The 21,996-nt window shown below is 36.3% G+C and carries 26 protein-coding genes; 5 read left to right on the top strand and 21 right to left on the bottom strand.

Annotated features, from left to right (window positions below; all coding sequences use genetic code 11):
- Nucleotides 1-4 precede the first annotated feature (4 nt).
- The 16 genes from nifD to nifN form a co-directional block, all read right to left on the bottom strand.
- On the bottom strand, nt 5-1,462 hold the full coding sequence (gene nifD, locus CRV04_RS06170) for a nitrogenase molybdenum-iron protein alpha chain (RefSeq protein ID WP_128995952.1): 1,458 nt from the start codon (nt 1,460-1,462) through the stop codon (nt 5-7).
- 30 nt (nt 1,463-1,492) lie between these two features.
- Complete coding sequence (locus CRV04_RS06165; protein WP_128995951.1) at nt 1,493-1,852, bottom strand: hypothetical protein; 360 nt, start codon at nt 1,850-1,852, stop codon at nt 1,493-1,495.
- Nucleotides 1,853-1,891: 39 nt separating this feature from the next.
- On the bottom strand, nt 1,892-2,806 hold the full coding sequence (gene nifH, locus CRV04_RS06160; RefSeq protein WP_128995950.1) for a nitrogenase iron protein: 915 nt from the start codon (nt 2,804-2,806) through the stop codon (nt 1,892-1,894).
- A 593-nt stretch (nt 2,807-3,399) separates the two neighbouring features.
- The gene (locus CRV04_RS06155; protein WP_128995949.1) at nt 3,400-4,647 is read right to left on the bottom strand and encodes an RNA polymerase factor sigma-54; all 1,248 of its coding nucleotides are present in this window, start codon (nt 4,645-4,647) and stop codon (nt 3,400-3,402) included.
- Between the two features lie 53 nt (nt 4,648-4,700).
- The gene (locus CRV04_RS06150; RefSeq protein WP_128995948.1) at nt 4,701-4,997 is read right to left on the bottom strand and encodes a 2Fe-2S iron-sulfur cluster-binding protein; all 297 of its coding nucleotides are present in this window, start codon (nt 4,995-4,997) and stop codon (nt 4,701-4,703) included.
- A gap of 10 nt (nt 4,998-5,007) precedes the next feature.
- Nucleotides 5,008-5,361, bottom strand: coding sequence for a hypothetical protein (locus CRV04_RS06145; protein ID WP_128995947.1), 354 nt, complete (start codon nt 5,359-5,361; stop codon nt 5,008-5,010).
- Between the two features lie 103 nt (nt 5,362-5,464).
- Entirely contained in the window at nt 5,465-5,860 is a 396-nt protein-coding gene (locus CRV04_RS06140; protein WP_128995946.1) for a nitrogen fixation protein NifZ, read from the bottom strand.
- Nucleotides 5,850-6,182, bottom strand: a complete 333-nt coding sequence (locus CRV04_RS06135; protein WP_128995945.1) for a nitrogenase-stabilizing/protective protein NifW — start codon at nt 6,180-6,182, stop codon at nt 5,850-5,852. Before CRV04_RS06135 ends, CRV04_RS06140 begins: the two co-directional genes overlap by 11 nt.
- Before the next feature lie 11 nt (nt 6,183-6,193).
- Complete coding sequence (locus CRV04_RS06130; protein WP_128995944.1) at nt 6,194-6,718, bottom strand: flavodoxin; 525 nt, start codon at nt 6,716-6,718, stop codon at nt 6,194-6,196.
- Between the two features lie 20 nt (nt 6,719-6,738).
- Entirely contained in the window at nt 6,739-7,170 is a 432-nt protein-coding gene (locus CRV04_RS06125) for a NifX-associated nitrogen fixation protein (protein WP_128995943.1), read from the bottom strand.
- Nucleotides 7,170-7,565 carry a NifB/NifX family molybdenum-iron cluster-binding protein gene (locus CRV04_RS06120; RefSeq protein WP_128995942.1) on the bottom strand — a complete coding sequence of 132 codons (396 nt, stop codon included), beginning with the start codon at nt 7,563-7,565 and terminating at the stop codon, nt 7,170-7,172. Before CRV04_RS06120 ends, CRV04_RS06125 begins: the two co-directional genes overlap by 1 nt.
- Before the next feature lie 67 nt (nt 7,566-7,632).
- A complete protein-coding gene (locus CRV04_RS06115) occupies nt 7,633-8,877 on the bottom strand; it encodes a SagB family peptide dehydrogenase (RefSeq protein ID WP_128995941.1) in 1,245 nt (414 codons plus the stop codon).
- Nucleotides 8,861-9,313 (bottom strand): ankyrin repeat domain-containing protein, encoded by a 453-nt coding sequence (locus CRV04_RS06110; RefSeq protein WP_164969130.1) that lies wholly within the window; start codon nt 9,311-9,313, stop codon nt 8,861-8,863. The genes CRV04_RS06115 and CRV04_RS06110 overlap by 17 nt, the downstream gene beginning before the upstream one ends.
- A complete protein-coding gene (locus CRV04_RS06105) occupies nt 9,310-9,831 on the bottom strand; it encodes a thioredoxin domain-containing protein (protein ID WP_128995940.1) in 522 nt (173 codons plus the stop codon). The genes CRV04_RS06110 and CRV04_RS06105 overlap by 4 nt, the downstream gene beginning before the upstream one ends.
- Nucleotides 9,831-10,208 (bottom strand): hypothetical protein, encoded by a 378-nt coding sequence (locus CRV04_RS06100; protein WP_128995939.1) that lies wholly within the window; start codon nt 10,206-10,208, stop codon nt 9,831-9,833. The genes CRV04_RS06105 and CRV04_RS06100 overlap by 1 nt, the downstream gene beginning before the upstream one ends.
- Nucleotides 10,198-11,481: a nitrogenase iron-molybdenum cofactor biosynthesis protein NifN gene (gene nifN / locus CRV04_RS06095; protein ID WP_228126492.1), complete on the bottom strand. Its 1,284-nt coding sequence runs from the start codon at nt 11,479-11,481 to the stop codon at nt 10,198-10,200. The genes CRV04_RS06100 and nifN overlap by 11 nt, the downstream gene beginning before the upstream one ends.
- 151 nt (nt 11,482-11,632) lie before the next feature.
- On the opposite strand from nifN, the gene CRV04_RS06090 reads away from it, so the two are divergent.
- Nucleotides 11,633-13,129, top strand: a complete 1,497-nt coding sequence (locus tag CRV04_RS06090) for a SulP family inorganic anion transporter (RefSeq protein WP_128995937.1) — start codon at nt 11,633-11,635, stop codon at nt 13,127-13,129.
- Nucleotides 13,129-13,989, top strand: a complete 861-nt coding sequence (locus CRV04_RS06085) for a universal stress protein (protein ID WP_128995936.1) — start codon at nt 13,129-13,131, stop codon at nt 13,987-13,989. Before CRV04_RS06090 ends, CRV04_RS06085 begins: the two co-directional genes overlap by 1 nt.
- Here CRV04_RS06085 and CRV04_RS06080 read toward each other — a convergent pair.
- The 5 genes from CRV04_RS06080 to CRV04_RS06060 form a co-directional block, all read right to left on the bottom strand.
- Complete coding sequence (locus CRV04_RS06080) at nt 13,975-14,574, bottom strand: hypothetical protein (protein ID WP_128995935.1); 600 nt, start codon at nt 14,572-14,574, stop codon at nt 13,975-13,977. The genes CRV04_RS06085 and CRV04_RS06080 overlap by 15 nt on opposite strands.
- A gap of 112 nt (nt 14,575-14,686) precedes the next feature.
- A complete protein-coding gene (locus tag CRV04_RS06075) occupies nt 14,687-16,156 on the bottom strand; it encodes a hypothetical protein (RefSeq protein ID WP_128995934.1) in 1,470 nt (489 codons plus the stop codon).
- Between the two features lie 144 nt (nt 16,157-16,300).
- Nucleotides 16,301-17,647 (bottom strand): nitrogenase component 1, encoded by a 1,347-nt coding sequence (locus tag CRV04_RS06070; RefSeq protein ID WP_228126491.1) that lies wholly within the window; start codon nt 17,645-17,647, stop codon nt 16,301-16,303.
- A gap of 49 nt (nt 17,648-17,696) precedes the next feature.
- A complete protein-coding gene (locus tag CRV04_RS06065; protein ID WP_128995933.1) occupies nt 17,697-18,701 on the bottom strand; it encodes a sensor histidine kinase in 1,005 nt (334 codons plus the stop codon).
- Complete coding sequence (locus CRV04_RS06060) at nt 18,702-20,627, bottom strand: methyl-accepting chemotaxis protein (RefSeq protein ID WP_128995932.1); 1,926 nt, start codon at nt 20,625-20,627, stop codon at nt 18,702-18,704.
- Between the two features lie 341 nt (nt 20,628-20,968).
- Between CRV04_RS06060 and CRV04_RS13060 the strand changes: the two genes are divergently transcribed.
- From CRV04_RS13060 to CRV04_RS06045, 3 genes are all read left to right on the top strand, one after another.
- Complete coding sequence (locus tag CRV04_RS13060; RefSeq protein ID WP_228126490.1) at nt 20,969-21,133, top strand: hypothetical protein; 165 nt, start codon at nt 20,969-20,971, stop codon at nt 21,131-21,133.
- A 94-nt stretch (nt 21,134-21,227) separates the two neighbouring features.
- Nucleotides 21,228-21,605 (top strand): NifB/NifX family molybdenum-iron cluster-binding protein, encoded by a 378-nt coding sequence (locus tag CRV04_RS06050; RefSeq protein WP_128995930.1) that lies wholly within the window; start codon nt 21,228-21,230, stop codon nt 21,603-21,605.
- 9 nt (nt 21,606-21,614) lie between these two features.
- On the top strand, nt 21,615-21,995 hold the full coding sequence (locus tag CRV04_RS06045) for a 4Fe-4S dicluster domain-containing protein (protein WP_128995929.1): 381 nt from the start codon (nt 21,615-21,617) through the stop codon (nt 21,993-21,995).
- The last annotated feature ends 1 nt before the right edge of the window (nt 21,996 follow it).

Raw genomic sequence — 21,996 nt, 5'->3', positions numbered from 1 at the left:
CTCCTTACGCTTCTTTATCCCATGGAGCTGTAGTATGATCCCAAACTGGAGAGTTCATAGCTAAATCCATATCTCTTGCAAAAATAGCAAAAGCATCATACCCATGGTATGGACCACTGTAATCCCAAGAGTGCATTTGTCTAAATGGAAGACCCATTTTTTGGAATACATATTTCTCTTTAACACCAGCAGCAACTAAGTCAGGTCTGAGTTTTTTAACAAACTCTTCTAACTCGTACTCATTTGCATCATCGTAAATAAGAGTTGATCGAGAGATGTCCTCTTTTGTTCTTTTATAGTCATCTCCGTGAGCGAACTCATAACCAGTACCGATAACTTCCATTCCTAAATCTTCGTAAGCTCCAATAACGTGTCTTGGTCTTAAACCACCCACATAAAGCATTACTTTTTTCCCCTCTAATAAAGGTCTGTATTTAGCAATAACCGCATCTGTCATAGCTGTATATTTAGCAATAACTTCTTCTGCTTTTTTTTGAATAGATTCATCAAAAAACGAAGCAATTTTTCTGATAGACTCAGTCGTTTTGCTTGGTCCAAAGAAGTTATACTCCATCCAAGGAATACCGAACTCTTGTTCCATGTGTCGTGAAATATAGTTCATTGATCGGTAGCAGTGTAATAAGTTAAGTTTTGCTTTTGGAGCAATCGCTAACTCTTTATACGTCGCATCCCCAGACCATTGAGCAATTACTCTAAGACCCATCTCTTCAAGGATAATTCTTGTTGACCATGCATCTCCACCGATGTTATAATCCCCAATAATTGCAACGTCATAATCTGTACCTTCGAAATCTTTTCTAAAAGAAGTGTCAGGCATAACGTGGTCTCTGATCATGTCATTTGCAATGTGGTGACCAAGAGATTGAGAAACCCCTCTGAACCCTTCACATGAAACAGCAATCGTTTGATGACCCGTCTCTTTTTTATGTACTTTGGCTACGGCTTGGATATCATCCCCAATAAGTCCAATTGGACACTCAGATTGGATTGAAATACCATTGTTTAATGGGAATAATTCATCAATCTCTTCAAGCGCTTTTTTAAGTTTTTTATCTCCACCAAATACGATATCTTTTTCGTTGAAGTCAGTTGAAAAGTTCATTGTAACGAATGTATCAACACCAGTTGTACCGATGTAGTAATTTCTTCGTCCTCCTCTTGAGTATTGACCACAACCAATTGGTCCATGAGAGATATGAATCATATCTTTGATTGGTCCCCAAACAACCCCTTTAGATCCAGCATATGCACAACCTCTTTGAGACATAACACCTGGAACAGTTTGTTTGTTACTTCTTGTTTTATCACAAGCACCTTTAACACCTTCGGGTGAATCAACACCTAAGTGTTTTGCTCTGTTTTTTGCAGCTTTTGCTGGGTACCCTGCTAGTACTTCATCAATCGCTTGCTTTTGTAGACTCTCTAATGTTTCTGGTCCCATAGTTTCTCCTTACTTGGAAGTCAGAGTAGCTTACGCTACTTTAACTCTGTATAGATTCATATCATCTAATTTTTTACATAATTCAGCAGTTTTTCCACCATCAACACTTTTAGAGATTTCTGAGATTTGGTATTTATTTGTATAATAAACCATTTTGAAACCATCTTTTTCTGCACATTCAGTGTTCTCATAGTAATCAACCAATGCAGTGTGAGCGAAAGAACCCTCTTCAACTGTGATCTCTTCTAACTTAACACCTTCTCTTGTTTCAGAAGTTAATGTAACAGTTTTACCTGTCGCATCAATTCCATCTTTAACTTTTTCAATAACCTTATCAAAACTTACATCATTACCCATATCAGCTGGGAAGTGGTATCCACATACAAACATATTCTTCTCCTTCTTTTTTTATGTTTTATTTAAATCTAATTACGCGTCTTCAGCTTTTTTACCGATTGCGTCTTCTTCAACTTCTTCTTCTAAACCAAATTCCATTAATAAGTTTTCAAGATCATCCATCTCTAATGGAGCAGGAATAACTTTTAAGTCATTTTCGATGATTTTTCGAGCCAACTCTTTATATTCCATTGCTTGGTCTGAAGTTGGAGCAAATTCAACAACTGTCATTCTTCGTAACTCAGCTCTTTGAACGTGGTTTGATCTTGGAACAAAGTGAATCATTTGAGTACCGATTTGAGTTGCTAAGTTTTTAGCAAGGTCATACTCTCTGTCTGTCATACGTGCATTACAAATTAAACCAGCAAGTCTAACTCCACCCGTATTTGCATATTTTAAAATACCTTTAGAAATGTTGTTTGCCGCATACATTGCCATCATCTCACCTGACATTACAATGTAAATCTCTTGTGCTTTACCTTCTCGAATTGGCATAGCAAATCCACCACATACAACGTCCCCAAGTACGTCATAAGAAACGAAATCTAATTCGTCATCATAAGCACCTTCTTCTTCTAAGAAGTTAATTGCTGTAATAACCCCTCGACCTGCACAACCAACACCTGGCTCAGGACCACCAGACTCAGTACACATAATGAAACCATCAGTGATTTCAGTGTTATCTGGGTGGAATTCATCTGCACCTGGTTTACATACATCTTCTAACTCTAAATCTTCAACTGTTCCAGCTTCAGAAGCCAATTGCATAATTGTAGATTGGGCTTTTTCGTGTAAGATAAGTCTTGTTGAATCCGCTTTAGGGTCACAACCAACGATAAGGATTTTTTTCCCGTAGTAGTGACACATTGCTGCTAATGTATTTTGAGATGTAGTTGATTTACCAATCCCACCTTTTCCGTAAAACGCTATTTGTCTTAAATCTGACATATAATCTCCTTTTGATTTTAATTACGTAATAGTAAAATGCACTTAGTGTTCCACAACGAAAATTTTTTAGAAATTTTTTTCATTTTTTTTACAAAGCTCCATTTTATGGGATAAATTCCTTGAAATCTTTTTTCATTGCTTAAAATAAGATAAAATTTGTCTTGATTTCATTTATGTAAAGTAGTGGATAATTTTGTCATTTTTACCATTTTTTTTCTCTTTTTGGTTAAACTGGTTTGTACAAATATGAGCGAATGACAGAGCAAAATTGTACAAAGGAGCAATTTTTACTCAGTCACTTACCTAAATAAGCTCCCTTATATAAATTACTAACGCGAAAAGTTTCCTTGTGCATTTAGCACAAGAGACTTTTCTTCCCTTGATTTATTTTGTATCTTTAATTTTACTCCTTAGTTATACATATATATAATGTATATTAAAATTTTAAAATCAATTTCAAATATTTTCAATACATAAAATTCATATTTTGTATCAGTTCAAGGCAAGAAGATTTTTTTATCGTAGGAGTTTACTGGTGTAAATGAGTATGGTAAAAAATTATGATAACGAAGAAATGGTATAAAAGAGGGATTTTATAAGTTTTCTACTTTGTAGAGTTTCTTTCGCTCTTTAGATGAAGGAATTGATAAGAGTTTCCGATACTTCGTAATCGTACGTCGTACCATTTTCAGACTGTACTTTTCCTCCACCATATCTAACAGTTGTTGGTCAGTGAGTGGATCCTCTTTGCTCTCATACTCCACTAATGATTTGAGGTAGTTTTTAATTTGTGAAGAAGACAAGTCCTTATTTGCAACGGCGTTACTGAAAAAGTGTTTGAGTGGGAAAATGCCCAAACTGCACTCAATATATTTATTTGCCACTGCTCGAGAAATTGTTGACTCAGCAAACCCAAGCTCTTCAGCTATTTCTTGCATAGAAAAGGGTTTAAGTTCACCCCCAACAAAGAAACTCACTTGTTTTTCCACAATAATCAAGATGATTTTATACAGCGTTGATTTTCTCAAACTCAGTAAATTCACCAAGTCTTTGGCCTCTTTGATTTTCTCTTTGATGCCTTCGTTTTTTGTATTAAAAGGATCTCTGACCACAATATCAGGATAATACGCATGATTGATGCGGATATTAATATCTTCGCCCACTTCCACAAAAAAGTCGGGTATTACTTGCACGTTGGTATTGATATAATCAATAGCAGGTGGGTTGTTAAAATATTTGATGATATTTTTTGCATCCTCAAAACGGTGGTGCGCTGCATACTTATCTAAGTGCGCAATATCTTTAATGATACGTTTTAAAAAGTTGTATAACTCATCGTCTACGTCCATATCAAGTGCATCGAGTTGAAACAGAAACGACTCACTTAAATCTTTAGCACCAATGCCACTGGGTTCAAGTTGGCTGAATCGTTGTCGAATACTTTCGACATACTCTTTATAGACACTGCAGGTAATGGCAATTTGCTCAATATCACCTTCAAAATAACCGTGATCGTTGATATCGCATAGAATCTCCATGGCCACCTTTTGTGAATTAGGTGTGGGGAAAATAGGTGCGGCTATTTGTTCGCTGATTTTATCATTTAATGATGTTGAGTAAGTTGCCAATGATTCAATAAACTCACCACTAGCTCCACCTGAAGTGTAGTTGTTGTAAAACTCTTTTGGACGTTTGATCTCTAAAAAAGGGTTCTCGTAAGAGATATTTTTTAGGTGTTTCTCTAGGTCTTGCAAAGAAGTTTGTAGCATTGGAAGCCACAATTTAAGTGAAAGATTTAAGTTTTGCTTTTGCGCAACCGAGGTTGTAAGTTTTTGTGCCATAATTAAATTATGCCCAAATTCAATAGAATTTGAGCATGTCCATTGTATATTTTTTAGTACTTAATTCGTACAATACCGTTAGGTTTAACAATTTTCATTTGACATGAAAGTCGTGTTTTATCTGTACACGTTCCAGCGCAAGTCTCTTTGATGACTTTTTTCTCTTTTTCGTTGATTTCAGAAAGGAACTCCATCCCTTGTTCAATTTCAACTACACACGTACCACACTCACCATCTCTGCATCCAAATGGTAATGCAGAACCTGAAGCTTCTACTACGTCTTGAATTGTACTACCTGGTTGTACATTAATTGCTAAAAAATCGTTTACGATCTCTACTCTAGTTGTCATTTTCTTCTCCTTATTTTTTGGTTAGCTTATACGGTTTGACTAAAATATCACCTTTGATTAACATCATGGGTGCTACACGAACCTTTGGACTAATTGTGAATTGTTGGCATTGTTCAGCCTCTTGTGCACTGATTGCACCAAGTGAAACTAAAACATCCAGCTCTTCGTCTTCCATATAACTTGTAGGTTCTTCATCTGCAAGATTTTCAACATAGATTAAACATTGAGAATAATCGTTGTTATCTGCGTTAAAAGGGATAGGAACACTTTTCTCTTTTGCAAGTCGAACAATTGGTTCACCTGTTTTTGCAGTATAAACACCATCAGTATTGACATCAAAATGCATGAAAATAACTTTTGCCATCTTCTTCTCCTTTAGTTTTGGGTTGGGTTAAGCCGTAACTTTTGCCAAGCCATACGAAAAGATTCGATTGTAATCCTTTCGTTTGACTTGGCAAAATACCCTACTACTTTTTGTAGTTTTTCTCTCTGTGTTGTCTCATAAACTCAAGCTCTTCTTGGACTTCATCATGAAAGTCCTCCATCGCTTCAAGTTCATGTTCTCGGCATCCTACAATCTCTACAGGTACATTCTCTACACCAAAAAAGTGCACTTCATATACTCTGATGACTTGTAAGAACTCACCAATAGAGCGAATGTATCCCACAGAACCTTTTGGCATCATCAATGTACCAATCTTCTCATGAGGATAGGTACCATCATTGACAATGTCTTCAAGTAGTTTTACTTTTTGTCCCACTCCAAACTTTGGTTTCTCTTCGTCTTTTCCTGATCGTGTTGCTGTTACACTGTCATGAAGCAGTGTATTGGGATCGACGATATCTTTATGATTAACACCCACAACTTCCTCCTGTTGGACTAGGTGAACATGATGAACAACCGTTTAATTTACCCGTTTCATACATGTTCCACACGTCTGCTGCACTTGGAGCGTGTCCATTGACGTAATCACCATAAACTCTTAAAAGTGAAAATTTTAAAAACTCCATTACTTTGTCTTCGCCCTCAATGTTGGCTAAACCTTTTCGTATCAATGTTCCATACTCTTTCATCATATGAAACCGCTTCACATTAACCAATGCTTGGTCAAACTCAATATCAAAAAAATTAAAGTAGTCTTCTGCATCTGTTAATTCGTAAAAATCTTCCACTTTTGTACTCATCATCTATCCTTTTATAGACTGAGGTCCTTTTTAAGGACATCAATCCATTGTTCTATTCGTTCTTCGGTTTTATCCTCTTCATTGTGGTTATCAATAGGTAATCCACAAAATTGACCATCTTTTACAGCCAATGAAAATTCATAAGAGTAACCGTCTGTTGGCATAAAGCCAACCACATTTGCACCCGCTTTTTTAAAAGTGTCGTGCAGTTTTCCTAATGCTGAACAGAAGTGCTCACCATGTTTAACACTGTCACCTGCTCCAAAAAGAGCCACTGTTTTTCCTGAGAAATCAAACCCTTCGTCTTCAATCTCTAATTGAGGGTCAACCCATGAGTGATGAACATCCCCTTGACCCCAAGTGGAGCTACCAATAAACAAAATATCATACTCCATTAATTGCTCTTCAACATCATCAAAATCCTCTTCCATATTGATGATATCATCTTCCTCGATACTAAATGCGTCTGCTAAAGCTTCCGCAACAACCATAGAAGTACCCCCTGCAGTACCACAAAAAATTCCCATTTTTGCCATATCTTCTCTCCTTAGATCTCTTATAAATTTTTGTATTTTTCGTAAATATCACACGCTTTAGTTAAAAGCTTCTCACCCTCATCTTTGAGTTTATCTAACTCTCTAAAAGAGAAACGGTGAGCATCTTTAAACGATTTTGTACATAACACAATATTGCCGGTATAGACAACCACACGTCCAAAACCTTCGTGGCTCATCTCCATAACAACTGAACACATGACACCGGTGATTTTTTCAAACGCCAGTGCGACTGCTTGGTAGATGAGTCGAATGTCTTGGATTTGCATCTCGTCTATATCGGCAATAATGGGTATGTTTTTTAAATCCTCTTTGGATTTCACATATTTTTCAATGAGTAAATCTTCATCCGATTTATTTACCCAAGTACCAAATTGGTCTAGGGCTCTTATTTGCCCAATGAGTGTATCTACGTAGAGTTTTCTATGATCCATTACGCAGCCTTTTTTTCAATGATTTTTTTAATAAATGGTGGAGGATTGCTTCCTAACATTGTTTTAAGTTTTTCTAACTCTTCATCGATGGGAACAATCTCTTTGTATTTGATAGGAAAAATTCCTGAATTAATGATTTTCGCAGCAGCGACTGCACCAATGTTGGTAAAATATACAATATCAATATCTTTTAAAAGTTCCACGGTTTTATCCGTATCTTTTTCGGGAACCTTTAGGATTTCACATACTGTGATGTTATCTTTACTTACATCATACACAGCAAACTGTGTTGCACTACCAAAGTGAGAATCAATGTTCTGCATATCTGTTGTAGCAAACGCAATTTTTAATGCACCTTCTTGTGAACCGTTGGTTGTAATTTTAATGCTGCTCATTTTTTTATCCTAATGTGAGTTTCTAAAATCTTTATATGCAAAAGGTGTTCCACAAAAAAATCGTTTTTTATTTTCCAATGCAAATCAGGTATAAAATATTATTGGATGTTTGTAGAAATGTTTGACACTCTTCGTCAAAATAGGCCCCCACACCACTGCATTGTAAACCTAAGGCACTGCATTTAAGATAAATACTGTGAGCCAAATATGCAGATAAAATCGTACTTTTTGCATACGCACTCTTTTTTGAAGTGGTGAAAAAAAGTGTGGCAGCACTCTTTGCTCCCAAAGCTTGATAAAGTGCTAACTCTTGTGCTTTTTGTCTAAAATCCCCCTCTTTTAAGCACGATACATTTTTGTATAAACCCAAAGGCAACTCTTCTATATTGTTATTGATATAGAAAATTTCAATTCCCAATGATGTAGACAACTCAAAGAGTTCAGTGCAAATGGTTTTAAAATCATTGAATGAAAGTGACTCATTTTTAAAAGCACGACATGAACGTCGTGTATCAATGACTTGTTGATTGATGAGTGAACAAAGTGAAGGCAAAGCTAATGAAAAAGGGGCTTCTTTATTATAATGAGTAAAAAAATCATCTGCAAAAGGGTGCGGCAAGTAGTAATCACACGCTGGAACAAACGGCAACGCTTCTCTGAGTGGTTTGATATTGGCCTCTTGCCCTAAATCAATACTCAATGCTGCCACAAAATACTCTTTGTTCTGAAATCTAAAGAGGGCGTTTAATTTTTCTTTATCAAAGTTTGTGCTCAAAGTGGGGTGGATACCCGATAAGTTGCACGCCGTATTGACAGCACCTATTTGATGACCACTGTCTAAAAGCAAGTATCGAATGGAACGATCTTCATATTTCCAAACGGTTCTAAAAGGCACACAACTGATTAAAAAGATAAATTGTTGGGCCGTTGTAAACTCTTCAAAGTAAACCTCTAAACCATCATTGCTTAACTCATGAATGAGGGTAAGAGCGTTTTGTAATGGTTCATAGTGGTAAACCCCCGAGAGCAGACCTTTGACTTTTCGTATTTGAATATAGATTTCACAAGGGTATAACCCTCCTGCACTTGGGGTGGTTCGAAGGTTAACGTGCTCTTTACCATACTGTTTTGTAAAGGTAGCTTGAGCGAAGTTTTTAATAAACGACAACGTTTCATACTCATCAAGGTTAAATCGTCTGTAAAAATGAGGGTAGATTTTTTGACTGCTTGGTTGAGTCGTGTAGTCTATAAATTGAGGTTCGCTGTAATATTTCTTAAGAGTGATATTGGTTTTTTCATGAAAAGTTTGCATGTTTTAATAATGCAACGATTTTGGGAGTTACTGCCAAATCAATCGCTTTAAATCCGTCTTGGTTTTCAAGTTGCGTTTGTGCACCGTGTTTTAAAAGAATTTGAACGAACTCCTCTTTCCCTGTACACGCACTGTACATTAAAACCGTTACGCCGCTTTGATTTTGTGAGTCAATGTCAATGCCCGCTTCAACCAAAGCATTAAAACATTTATACGAATCTCCAAAACAGGCATTCCATAAAGCCGTGTTCCCATCTTCATTTTTGATATTCAAATCCACACCCAAATGAATAAGCTCTTTTACAATCTCAATATTGCCTTCTCGTGCAGCTTGCATCAGTGCGGTATTTCCATACTCTCCTGAAGCATTGATATCACAAAGGTCGTAGTTATTGCGTTTGAACCACACTTGTGTTTTTATTCCAAATGGTTTCATGCACCCATCCAATTTTCGTGTGTATGCCCTTTTATTTTTTGATTGATAATCTCATCTAGGGCGTGTTGAAATGCAGATACATCAAAACTGTTTTCACCATTTTCTAAAATATCAATGTAGGTAATTTCACCCTCTTTATCGATAATAAATAGGGACTTTGCGATGAGTTGATTCTCCATATTGACTCCAAATTTATTGGCAAAGTCTTGAAAGTCAACGCAGATACAGGCCTCATCAAAATCAAACTCTCGCGTGATGGATTGTGCCTCTTTAAGGCTTGACGAGGTGATGACATAGGCTAATATTTTATGTGAGTATTTTTGTAAAATATCTTGTAACGCTTGGGTAAAACCACCTATGTGGGGTAACGTAATCATGACTTGAATTTTAGGTGCCATCATGCCAATGACCTTGGTTTCATTTGAGAGCATTTTTGCTCGCACTGCAGGAGCCTCTGATCCTACAGTACGCTCTTTTTTACTTAACGTATAGGTTCTGTTTTGGTAGCTGATTTGCATTACACAATTTCCTCATGTGTGATTTGACAGTTTTTATCAATAATAATCAGAGCTTTTTTCATACAGTGTTCATCAAAGGCAATTTTATAGGTTTGTGCAAATGTTTTAAAATCGGATGAAATCATAGATGCATCGAGTTGACACTCCTCAATCATGTTTTCAATCGCATCAAAAGAGCTGTTGGTGATGATAAAACACTCTGTTAAATCTTGCATCTCAAAAATAGTGTTGTGCAGTTCGTCATTAAATGTTGTGATATCGGGTATGGTCATAATGACTTGCACTTTCTCTTTGGGAATACCTATCAATCGACTTGATGCATTGAACATCTTTAGTGTGGTCATCGGTACTAAGGGTTGTTTTAAATTAATGCTCATGTTGTGCTCCATGGGTATGTTCTTGAATTAAGTTGGCCAATTCAAACAACAAATAAGTGCTTCCTTCATATAAAACATCATTTTTAAGTTGGTTTCCTACCCCTTCGTAATCAGGAAAGCCTCTTAACATCAACGCTTTTTTATGTTGTCTGCACAATCTTTCACCGTGAAAATTGCTGATTAAGACATCTGATTTTTGTAAAAAATGCTTTACATCTTCAAAATCACCGACAAGTAAATTTTCACACTCAACATTATCTAATACGTCGGTCTTATATGTGGTTACAATTGCTTTAATATTTGCTCCCGCTTCTACAATCGTAGATGCCACACTCAATGCTTGATCGGGTTCAAGCGCAATGACTACTTGGGCACTGCCAATGGCAAAGTGCGTATCGAGCATGGCATCTTGAAGACGTTTTCTCCATCGCACAATCGCTGGATGTGGCGTGGTGATGTTTTTTATTTCACACAAAGCTTTAAAGAGTTTGTCGCTGTTTTCAAGTCCCGATAAACAATCAAAATGAAGATGTTGCATCTGTTCATTTTTCTCTTTGAGTTTGTTGCCTGCTTTTTGTACGCTTCGCCCAATTGAGATAACGATTTGGGCATCTCCTAAGTTTTCAATCTCTTCAACCGAGATTCCTCCAGAACTGAGTGCTCCTTGTTTTAATCCCAAGTGACCATCCAATGATTCGCTTAAATCAGGCAGTGCTAAAACTTCATAACCAAAAAGTGAAATGGTCTCTTTGAGTTTTTCTACTTCGATGGGTTTTAAATTGACATTAGGGATGATGACTGCTTTATGTGAGTTGATGTTTGTACAATTTTGTACAAGTTGCTCAATAATGGCTTCAATACTTTTAGCAAAACCGCTCTCAATGGAACCTTCAAAGTCAGGAGTATTGACATAACAAATCTTTTGGATATCTTGAACAAGCATTGATGCACCCTTGATATCGTCCCCTTTAGTCTCGGTAAGTCCAGTCGTAAACAGTCCTACTAAATCGGGTTTTACTTTTTTTGTAATGTTTTTTATACTTTCACTAATAGAGTAATCTCCCCCGTCAATAACCGCAGTAATATCATTGACTGCGGTGGTTTGTACCGCAATGGGATCATTAAAATGGCGTGTAAAAAATACTTTAGAAAATGATGCGCACCCTTGTGCACCGTGCATGAGTGGCATACAGTTTTTAATACCTAAAAAACAGAGCATGGCCCCCATTGGTTGCGATAGTTTGATTGGATTTAATTGAAGTGGCTTTGTCATCATTACTTCCCTCTTCGAGTAAAATATATGACTTTATATACAAATTCCGTTCCACAGAGAAGTAAAGTAAGAAAGATTTTTAATAAAATTTAAGGTTAAGTTAAATTAAAGATAAAAGATATTAGTATCGCCCTTTTTTAAAGGATTGAGTTTGATACAAAAATATTTCAAAAAAGAGGAGTGGTTCTCGAATATAAGAGGCGATGTGTTATCTGGACTGGTCGTTGCCCTTGCCCTTATTCCTGAAGCCATTGCTTTTTCTATTATTGCTGGAGTTGACCCTAAAATAGGTCTGTATGCCTCTTTTTCAATGGCTGTAGTGATTGCCTTTATGGGTGGGCGACCCGGGATGATCAGTGCCGCAACAGGTGCGATGGCACTTTTGATGGTGACTTTGGTAAAAGAGCATGGTCTGCAATACTTGCTCGCAGCAACACTGCTTACGGGAGTATTGCAAATGATTGCTGGTTATTTTAAATTGGGTTCATTTATGAGTTTTGTTCCAAGAGCGGTTGTGGTAGGTTTTGTAAATGCATTGGCTATTTTGATTTTCTCTGCACAACTGCCTGAACTGACTAATGTCACATGGCATGTATATGCCTTAACGGCTTTTGGTTTGGCCATTATTTATCTGTTTCCATATGTGCCAAAGGTGGGTTCCCTTTTACCTTCCCCTTTAGTGACCATCATTGTCATTACTTTGATTACCGTTTTTATGGACATTGATGTACGAACCGTTGGAGACATGGGGCAACTACCTGATACATTGCCTGTATTCTTACTTCCAGATATTCCGTGGAATTTAGAGACCTTGATGATTGTGCTGCCTTACTCTATCTCACTCGCGATGGTAGGGCTTTTAGAGTCATTGATGACAGCGACGATTGTGGATGATTTAACCGATACAAAAAGTGATAAAAACCGAGAGTGTACAGGACAAGGGGTGGCAAACGTTGCCACTGGTTTCTTAGGTGGTATGGCGGGTTGTGCGATGATTGGACAATCGGTAATCAACGTAAAATCTGGAGGACGAACGCGTCTTTCTACCCTCATTGCGGGTTCATTTTTACTTATCATGGTGGTCTTTTTAAGTGATATTATCTCTGTTATTCCAATGGCCGCATTGGTGGCTGTGATGATCATGGTATCCATTGGTACCTTTGATTGGAGCTCTATTGTGAAACTCAAAACCTTGCCTATTTCAACCAATGTAGTCATGTTAGCAACCGTGGGTGTGGTTGTATGGACACACAACTTGGCGTTGGGTGTATTTGTAGGGATTCTTTTAGCCTCACTCTTTTTTGCCAACAAAATCTCACATTTTATGTACTGTACCACCCACTTTGAAGAGGCATCTAATACAAAAACCTATACAATAGTTGGACAAGTATTTTTTAACAGTGCTGACAAATTTGTAGAGTTTTTTGATTTTAAAGAGGTGGTTGACAAAGTTGTCATTGATTTAACACGAGCTCACTTTTGGGATATCTCTGCGGTGTATGCGTTGGACAAAGTGGTTATTAAATTCAGACGTGAAGGGTGCGATGTGGAACTGATTGGTCAAAATGAGGCGAGTAAAACAATCATTGACCGATTTGGTATTCATGATGACCCTAAAGAGATTGAAAAAGTCATGGGAGGTCACTGATGCAAGAGAGCAGAGTTTTAGTCTGTGTAGACGGGTCGAAGTATTCAAAGTCTGCGTGTGAATATGGAATATTCATCGCTCAATCCTTAGCGTTGCCGCTGGTACTTTTAAATGTGATAGAGCACTCTCATATCTCTAAAAAAGTGGACCTTTCTGGAAATATTGGTTTGGGTTCTAAAGACACACTTTTAAATGAGCTCTCTCTTGAAGAGGCCAAAGAGAGTAAAGCCATGATTGCCAAAGGACGAACCGTTTTACAAGAGCTCTCTGCTTATGCTGTAGAAAAAGGTGTGAGCAAAGTGCACACACTTCAACGGCATGGAACACTTGAAGAGACGCTAGAAGAGTTGGCCAATGAGACGCGTATTGCTATTATTGGTCTTAAAGGCGAAGATTCTCAAAATGAGGAACTCTCTATTGGAAAACATGTTGAGACCATCATTCGGATGCTCAATATTCCTATTTTATTAGTGAACAATGATTTTCAACCGATCAACTCTATTTTAATGGCATACGATGGTTCTGATTTTGCCAATAAAGCGATAGATGTAGCAGCTAAAAATCCTATTTTAAAAACAGCCACACGACACATTGTAAATGTGAATAAAGAGAGAGAGATCTCAAAGCGTCTTTTAAATGAAGCCAAAAATATTTTTGAGAAATCAAACATTCAAGTTCAAACGGTCTCTTTACAAGCTGAAGACAGTGTGAAAGCATTGTTGGAGTATGAAGAAACAAACAATTTAGATATTATTGCCATGGGAGCGTACAGTCATAACCGTTTACGCAGTGTTATTTTTGGAAGTTTTACATCCAAGATGTTACAACAATCAAAAAAACCTCTTTTACTGTTTCGGTAAAAGTTGAATGGTATAGTTCTCGTCGACCGTATAAGGAATCTGGTTGTTTTGAAGCAGTTCAGTGATATGAATAAGCTCTTCAACAATTAACGATTCTGCGTACGACTCTTTGGGAACAATTTTTTGAGAATCTTTGTTATATAAAAAGTGATTATAGGTCGATTTGATCAAATCATCTAAAATCTGAATGATGTTATTAAACTTGTGCATGTAGTTACAAATCATATTGTCATAGTTTTTAATTGTATGAGTGAGCTCTTTTAAATTCAAAGGTTTAAAGATACGTTTTCGTTTAAGAGTATGCATACAAAATTCACAACCTTGCAAAGCACTGCACTCTAAATTATTGCTCATCGTAATGATTCTTTGGTTAGGAGATGTCTGTGCAATAAACTGCAACAACTCTTTTCCTACTTCTTGTGTAAAATCAACCACCACAATGTGATACTCCTCATTGACGTACATTTCCTTGGCTTCGTTTAATACATTGGTTGCATCAAATGAGAACCCATCAAGTACGGTTTTTAGGATGTTAAGGTCATTGCAATCGTTTTGATTATAGTAGAAAAACAGTATTTTTTTCATCACCCTTCTTTTATGCAAGTTTTAAAAAGCGGGTGATTATATCACAAAAAAGTGAATATTCAAATAAAATAACTTTTTTTTGTGATTTTTGTACTCTGTTGTTTCTTTTATACTAAAAAGAGTGCATTAAAGCATTCTTCATGTGTTGATATTCCGCCATAAAATCACTGTAGGTTTTAATCAGGTGTTTACTGTATGTATCTGATGATTGGGTGTTTCCTTTTCGTGTTGCTGTTTCAATGGTATGGATAATGGAATCTAAATTTAAAACTTTTAAAGAGCTTGCTTGTCTCTTTGATAAGCTGTTTGTCTCTGTCGTATCACTCTTTTTTTCATTGATTTCAATGTCGTTTGCATTAAGCAACAAACCATTGATGACAATGGCGTCCATCTCTTTATTGTCAAGACTTTCTAAGTTCTCTTTTATGGCTAAAGCACTCCAAATGGCTACTTTGGGATCATTGATGGATTGAATCTTATTGTAAATGGCTTCATTGATGGTCTCATCTTTTAAGAAAGTGACCGTTTCAAGTTGTGCTTTAAAAGCGAGCAAATTATCGACTTCATTTTTTGAAAGTTCAGAAATGTTTTCTAAAGAGTCTTCCGTGATTTGTTTCAATACTTCATAATTCTCTTTAATCTCATCAAAAGCAAGGTGTCGCAATTGTGCAATAGAATAATTATTGTAATCGGTTTTTTCATCTTTTACCTCGGCAGGTTGATTGACTTCGTTGGTCTCTTTATTGGCACTGCTTTTGTTGGTTGAAGCATCCATATCTGACTTTTTAACATCATAAAGGCTGAATCTTTTGCCTGCAATAGTGATCTCTTCACCTGAGATATAAAAGCCATTGGAAAATCCTTCACCATCACCTTTAATGACACCATTAACCTCTATGAACTCTATTGCATCTTTGACCGATTGCACAATTTGTTTAAGGTCTGTCCCTTGTATGCTGTTGGCCATACCTTGAAAGAAACCATCTTCATCATTAAAATCCGTAGGAAGAGTCTCTTCATAATAGATTTGACTGTTATCTTCATATTTTGAGTAAATAGCACGATTAATCTCATCGTTTTCAAAATAATTGACTATTTTAAATTTATCATTGAAATTAAGCAAATCCATGAGTTCTGTGTTTTCAGGTGTTGTGACACCAAATTTTTTATCAAGCATTTCATCTGTGATTTTGTCTTTATTTAAAAAAGAAAAAGAGTTATCCATATATTTTAATTGGTCAATCGAACCTGCTCGTATCTCAAAGTCTTTGCTTGCAAGAAGCTTTTTTTGATGGTTTTGAAATGATTCTGAGTTGAATTGTTGTTTGGCTTCAAGCATTCGCATATCTAAAATACGTTGTATCTCATCATAGTTCTCTTTTACTTCATCATAAGAGAGTTCACTTAACTCTTTTGCACTGTATGTGGCATAGTCTCCTTCGACTTTTTGCGTAAAGGCAGTGTTTTTTAGTTCATTTTCTTCATAGACTTTAAATGTTTCACGAGTTGGAGAGTTGGCATTTTTTTTGGATAAACTGGAATAAATCTGATTCAGAGAGTTCGTACTTGTTGAGATGGTCATACTTTATCCTTTTTACTATAGTATAAAGTATAACTCTCCTTTTCTTAAGGTTAGATAATATAATTAGAAGGAAAAGTGTTGTTTTTGTAATTTATTCAAAAATAATTGGTGCAGAACCCCTGTTACAAAGAGCATACAAAAGAGTTATTTTGCCCAAGGTTCAGGGGTACCCACGACTTTAAAGACTTTGTTGTTGACACTGTTACAAACATCTTTGGCTAAATTGACCAATCCTGTATACGCTCCATAACTCACCTTTTTCTCTTGATTTACATCCACAAAAGCCACTTTTTTCTTAATGGCCGTATACAAACTTCGCCCTCCTGCAAGCAGAATGTCCACATTGTGTTCATCAATGAGTTTGGCTTGTTCGCTTCCTGGGTCAGTCATTAAAATATCCACATATTTTGCCGCTATCTCTTTATCTTCTAACGTCGCTTTTCGCACACTGGTTGCCACCACTTCAAGCCCAATATCTTGAAGTGCAGAAGCAATGGACCACGATTTGTTTCCACCGGTGTTTAAGATGGCTTTTTTCCCTTCAAGGATTTTTCTGTAGGGAATAAGTGCCTCTTCAAGTTTGGCCTCTTCTTGTGCAATCACCTCTTTGGCTTTTTGTATTAATTTTTCATCTCCAAAGGCATTCACAATACTTAAAATGGCATTGGTCGTATCTCTTTTACCATAAAATGAGACAGAGATATACGGGATTTGATACTGCTCTTGCATTTTTCTTGTTAATGAAATCAGTGACTTTGCACATACAATGACATTGAGTTTGGCTGTATGTGCCATTTGAATATCTTCCAATCGTCCATCTCCAGCAAGTGTGGAGACCACTTTGATACCAATCTTTTCTAATATAGGTGTGTATTGCCACATATCACCTGTGACGTTATACTCTCCAATTAAGTTAATGCCATAAGGGTGAATCTCTTTGGGTTCTTTGGTACCAATGACTTGGTGAAGAACAGACTCAGCTCCAAGTCGAGACCCTAAGTTTTTCCCACCCACAAATCCAGGAGAGTGAATGACTATAATAGGAATACCGTGTTGCTCTTGCATTCGTGCACACACGTTATCCATGTCATCTCCAATCATGGCAGTCACACAGGTCTCATAAACAAAAATACCTTTGGGGTTTTTATGTTCAACTAAATAGGTGATAGCATTTTCAAGTTTTTGGTTTCCACCAAAAATAATATCGTTGGTCGTAACATCGGTACAATATCCGGTGATGGTATTGTTTTCACCTTCAAATGAGGTCAATGTTGCACGTGTTTCCCATGATGCTCCAATACAAGTGGCAGGTGAATGTACCAAATGGACCACATCGGCATAAGGGAAAAGTGCAATTTGAGCCCCTTCAAAGGCACATCCACCACTTGTGGCCCCAGGTTTGGGTTTATCGCATGAAGATTTTTTGGTTTTATTATGTGAGCAGGCGCTCTCGTTTAATAATTCTCGTATGAGTTTTTTATTGACCATCATGAACTCTTTGTGTTGGTGTATATCACAAAGATATGCAAAAGCTATTCCTCTACTTTGAAGCGTGTGGAAAAGTAATCATAAAACAAGCGCCCATGTGAGTTTTGGATTGGTATTGAAACTTTTTATTTTCTACAGTGATGGTGCCTTGAAAATGTTTTGAGATGATTTGTTCAGACATATAAAGACCAATACCTGTACCTCTGGTTTGATGTTTGGTAGTAAAATAGGGTTCAAAAACCTTTTGTATATGCTCTTTTTTTATTCCTTGTGCATTGTCCCAAACATATAAGGTGTTGTACACTTCATCACAATGTGTCTGAAGTTGGATGATTTTTTCTTTTAAGTTTTTATTGTGTTCATTTTGGAACTGTTCTCGAGCATTGTTAATCAAATTAATGATCACTTGCATCAACTCATTTTCAATGCCATAAATATCAAATTCATGGATATCTTGAAGAATCTTAATATTATGATTGCACAGTTGGGAACCCACAATTTTCAAAGAGTCCTGCACGGCTTTCGTGACTGAAAAATACTTTTTGGCCACATTGGGATTATAGAAATTTCTAAAATCATCAATCGTTTGTGATAAATAATTGGCATTGACAATGATGCTTTCAATGCTCTGTTTTTCTAAAGAAACATCACATTGTCCCAACTCTTTTTGAAGTTTAATACCCGTTGCAGCAGTGGTAATGACACTTAAAGGTTGTCGCCATTGATGAGCAATATTGCTTAAAAGTTCACCCACGGTTGCCAGCTTTGATTGTTGAAATAAAATAAAATCATTTTTTCGGTTAAGTGCACTCTCTTTTCTCAGTTGCATTTTGTATGAAAGAATCACTTTTTTTAAATATTGCGTGACAAAAAAAGAGAAAATAAAAGCCAATACTACCGTGCTTATACCAAAAAAGATAAACTCATTTTCATACTGCTTATAAAAAGTAAAGTTGTTCCAATATAAAAAAAAGGCTGCTAAAGTGTAAAAAACAACAATGGCAGCCAATGGAGCATACTTTATAAGCAAAAGAAAATGGGACTCATTTTTTTTCATTTAAAAATTTTCCCAATTTTGTTCATCGTTTTGAGTGATCTCTTCGGCCTCTAAAATCACTTGTGGTTCATCGCTTAAAGCTTTTATTGCTGAAGTGATATCGATGTTCTCTTTCCCATTGAACTCTTTTTGATTGGCGTTATGCACCACCACATTAGAGATTTTTAGTGTATTGGTTGCAATATCTTTGGTTTTATTGGCAATATTGGCATTGAGTTGGGTTTGTTGATCCAATTCTGCAACGGCATCATTGATTTGTTCAATACCCAGTAACTGCTCTTTTGAGGTGCCCTCTACTCCTTTAATTAAATCCAAGGTTTTGACAATGTTTTCACTGAGATTATGGTAACCCAAAATCATATCGTTGGCAATATTTTTACCGTGATTGGCTTTATCTGTCGCATTTTGCACCAATGCTTTAATCTCTTTAGCAGCTTCGGCACTTCGTGCTGCAAGGTTACGCACTTCTTGTGCAACCACGGCAAACCCTTTTCCTGCTTCACCCGCAGTGGCTGCTTCAACTGCTGCGTTAAGTGACAGAATATTGGTTTGAAATGCAATTTGATCAATCACACTGATGGCTTCATTAATAGCCGTAACTTGTTCATTGATATCATCCATTGCAACGGTGGTTTCATTGGCAAGGTTCTCACCTTTGGTTGCGGATGTTTGTACATCATTGGCAAAGTTAGACATTTGAATGATGTTTTGCGTATTATTTGAAATGTTACTGGTAATCTCTTCTAAGGCGGCGGCGGTTTCTTCAAGTGATGCGGCCGCTTGATTGGATGAACTGCTTAATGACTCAACATTTTGGAGTAACTCATTGGCACTGTTTTGTAAAATCAGACCATTTTTCTTATTTTCAAGCAACATATCATTAATAATATCCGCCAATTGATTCAGTCCTTGTGATGTTTTCCCCGTTGGATTGGGAACACGATGTCTGAAATCCAATTGAGCAAAAATAGTCAACGCATCTTGGATTTTATTCATGTCTCCACAAATGTTTTCTGCCATGATGTCAAGCATTTGATTAAAGATGACTTTGAGTTCATGAAGGTTTTTGTTGTGAGTGTCTTGTTCAATTTTTTTATACAAGTACCCTGCTTTAACCTCTTCTACAATACTTTTAACATCTTCAATGAGTATGGCATCCTCTTTAATCGCTTTTTGTGTGGAGAGAATATTTTTATTCACTTCTTCGGCCATATGTGAAAACTCATCGTTGCCTTGGTCATTTAAAAGCGTGATGTCATTGGTTTTTTTATTCACATAATCGAAAAAAGCGATTAACCCTTCTTTAAATGAAGTTAATGATTTAACAATGTGTGTGGATAACATCAAAGTAAAAAGAATAAAAGATAGTAGAGCCAGTATGGTAACGGTGATTAATATATTGTCTAAACTTTTTTGTGCTTCATCTTTTAGAACAATGGCACTTTCATTGATTTTATTGAGTGTTTTTTCGGAAGCAACACCAATGACTACCATTTTTTTAATCATAGAAGTAATGGTGTCGTTTTCACTGAGGACACCATTTTGTACACTCTTTATCTTTAATGGTGCAAAATCATTAAAATATTGAAGGTATGTTGTCAAATTACGTAACAGCTCATCACATAAATCTCGATTTTCTTGAACCGTTAATCCCTGTTTAAAGCGTTCAATCTTTGAAAGTATCGCATTAAATTTTTGATTTACAGAGGTTGCTTTTTGTTCACTTGGTGAGCGTAAGAATTGGTAGATTTCAATACGACCATCTTGAATTTGTTGTATGAACAAATTAGTTTGAACGGCTGCTTCGCTTCGTGTGGCACTGAGTGAACTGTAGTGCACATACGTAAAAGCACACAGTGACATGATCACCACGAAAATTAATGGAAAAAGGGAAAGTTTCTTTTTCATTGAGAGAGAATTCAACATTATAGACTCCTTTATAGTTGAATGTATATACAACAATTTTATGTCAATCTTGTGTCAATTTGGTGTCAAGAAAAGAAAGAGAATATTCTATTAATTATAGAGGATAAGGATATGCTACGAACTTTAAATAAATAGAATATAGTGCTATGAACTCGACATTTATAACCTATAGATAATTACTCTATAGGTAATTGTCATTAAATTGTAACTCATATAATATTAACTGAAACTTAACCTATAGGATACTAACCATGTTTACTTCAAATATTGATGAAGAAGAGATTCAGAAAATGTATAAAATCATTTCCTGTAATGTAAAAAAATATCGACTAAAAAAGAAGATGAGCCAGCTAGAATTGGCACTTACAATAGGACAACGTGGTAATGCTTTTTTTAATTATGCAGAAAACAATACGAACAATAAACACTTTAATTTTGAACATTTGTATAAAATTGCAAAAGCGTTGCAAATCTCTTTTACTGATTTATTTGAAGGCATAGAGTAGCTTCTTTTTTTATTTTTTATGTACAAGTAGTGTATTTTTCTAATGGAACACTTTTTGCATAAATTTCTTTATATAAAAGCATAAAGGATAAAAAATGATTGCAATACCATTGGATACACAAGAGTCAACAGTGATTTCACAACTGTATGGAAACGCACCGTTTTTTGCATTATTGGACATGCAAAGTGGAGAGTTCACAGTTGTTAAAAACGGAGGTTTAGGTGATGGTGAAGATACCGCAAACTTTGTGATTGATACAGGTGTGAATGGAACCATTTTTTATCATATGGGAGAAGGGTTGTATAAACGACTCAATGCCAAAGATGTGAAAGTGTACAGTTGTTCAAAAGTAGAAGTGACTTTAGAAGAGGTCTACCGAGGGTTGTTAGAAGACAATTTTAAAGCAGTGACTGACAGCAATGTAAAAACATTGTTAGACCCAGGCAGCTGTACGTGTGAGAAAAATAAATAAGGAGTTCATATGTCCGTTATGATTACCCAAGAGTGTATCAACTGTGATGCCTGTGTGGAAGAGTGTCCAGCTACAGCTATTGTCAGTGCTGATGATTCTCCTTTAGACGACCCAGAGTATACCTATGTGAAACCTGAAAAGTGTATTGAGTGTGTGGATTGTTCTGTGCCAAAATGTTTTGACGTGTGTCCAACGCCAGGTGCCATTGTATGGGATATGCCATTTACTGAAGCGTTTGATGACTACTATGTCAATGGTCACGAAGAGGGACTGTATAAATTACGTGTTCACAAGAAAAAAGGTCTATTTTCGCCTGCCAATCAACCTCGACCATTCAGAGAAGTCATTACGCAAGAGCAACGTGATGCACATGCGCCATTGGATTTTTAGG

Origin of the sequence: Candidatus Marinarcus aquaticus (assembly GCF_004116335.1) — a bacterium.
Lineage (GTDB): Bacteria > Campylobacterota > Campylobacteria > Campylobacterales > Arcobacteraceae > Marinarcus > Marinarcus aquaticus.
Note: the sequence above shows the minus strand (reverse complement) of the source record. Positions and strands in the feature narration are given on the sequence as shown.

Coding starts and splice junctions, on each gene's coding strand:
- nifD (WP_128995952.1), bottom strand. CDS start 1,462: ATGGGACCAGAAACATTAGAGAGTCTACAAAAGCAAGCGATTGATGAA.
- CRV04_RS06165 (WP_128995951.1), bottom strand. CDS start 1,852: ATGTTTGTATGTGGATACCACTTCCCAGCTGATATGGGTAATGATGTA.
- nifH (WP_128995950.1), bottom strand. CDS start 2,806: ATGTCAGATTTAAGACAAATAGCGTTTTACGGAAAAGGTGGGATTGGT.
- CRV04_RS06155 (WP_128995949.1), bottom strand. CDS start 4,647: ATGGCACAAAAACTTACAACCTCGGTTGCGCAAAAGCAAAACTTAAAT.
- CRV04_RS06150 (WP_128995948.1), bottom strand. CDS start 4,997: ATGACAACTAGAGTAGAGATCGTAAACGATTTTTTAGCAATTAATGTA.
- CRV04_RS06145 (WP_128995947.1), bottom strand. CDS start 5,361: ATGGCAAAAGTTATTTTCATGCATTTTGATGTCAATACTGATGGTGTT.
- CRV04_RS06135 (WP_128995945.1), bottom strand. CDS start 6,182: ATGAGTACAAAAGTGGAAGATTTTTACGAATTAACAGATGCAGAAGAC.
- CRV04_RS06130 (WP_128995944.1), bottom strand. CDS start 6,718: ATGGCAAAAATGGGAATTTTTTGTGGTACTGCAGGGGGTACTTCTATG.
- CRV04_RS06125 (WP_128995943.1), bottom strand. CDS start 7,170: ATGGATCATAGAAAACTCTACGTAGATACACTCATTGGGCAAATAAGA.
- CRV04_RS06120 (WP_128995942.1), bottom strand. CDS start 7,565: ATGAGCAGCATTAAAATTACAACCAACGGTTCACAAGAAGGTGCATTA.
- CRV04_RS06115 (WP_128995941.1), bottom strand. CDS start 8,877: ATGCAAACTTTTCATGAAAAAACCAATATCACTCTTAAGAAATATTAC.
- CRV04_RS06110 (WP_164969130.1), bottom strand. CDS start 9,313: ATGAAACCATTTGGAATAAAAACACAAGTGTGGTTCAAACGCAATAAC.
- CRV04_RS06105 (WP_128995940.1), bottom strand. CDS start 9,831: ATGCAAATCAGCTACCAAAACAGAACCTATACGTTAAGTAAAAAAGAG.
- CRV04_RS06100 (WP_128995939.1), bottom strand. CDS start 10,208: ATGAGCATTAATTTAAAACAACCCTTAGTACCGATGACCACACTAAAG.
- nifN (WP_228126492.1), bottom strand. CDS start 11,481: ATGACAAAGCCACTTCAATTAAATCCAATCAAACTATCGCAACCAATG.
- CRV04_RS06085 (WP_128995936.1), top strand. CDS start 13,129: ATGCAAGAGAGCAGAGTTTTAGTCTGTGTAGACGGGTCGAAGTATTCA.
- CRV04_RS06080 (WP_128995935.1), bottom strand. CDS start 14,574: ATGAAAAAAATACTGTTTTTCTACTATAATCAAAACGATTGCAATGAC.
- CRV04_RS06075 (WP_128995934.1), bottom strand. CDS start 16,156: ATGACCATCTCAACAAGTACGAACTCTCTGAATCAGATTTATTCCAGT.
- CRV04_RS06070 (WP_228126491.1), bottom strand. CDS start 17,647: ATGATGGTCAATAAAAAACTCATACGAGAATTATTAAACGAGAGCGCC.
- CRV04_RS06065 (WP_128995933.1), bottom strand. CDS start 18,701: ATGAAAAAAAATGAGTCCCATTTTCTTTTGCTTATAAAGTATGCTCCA.
- CRV04_RS06060 (WP_128995932.1), bottom strand. CDS start 20,627: ATGTTGAATTCTCTCTCAATGAAAAAGAAACTTTCCCTTTTTCCATTA.
- CRV04_RS13060 (WP_228126490.1), top strand. CDS start 20,969: ATGAGCCAGCTAGAATTGGCACTTACAATAGGACAACGTGGTAATGCT.
- CRV04_RS06050 (WP_128995930.1), top strand. CDS start 21,228: ATGATTGCAATACCATTGGATACACAAGAGTCAACAGTGATTTCACAA.
- CRV04_RS06045 (WP_128995929.1), top strand. CDS start 21,615: ATGTCCGTTATGATTACCCAAGAGTGTATCAACTGTGATGCCTGTGTG.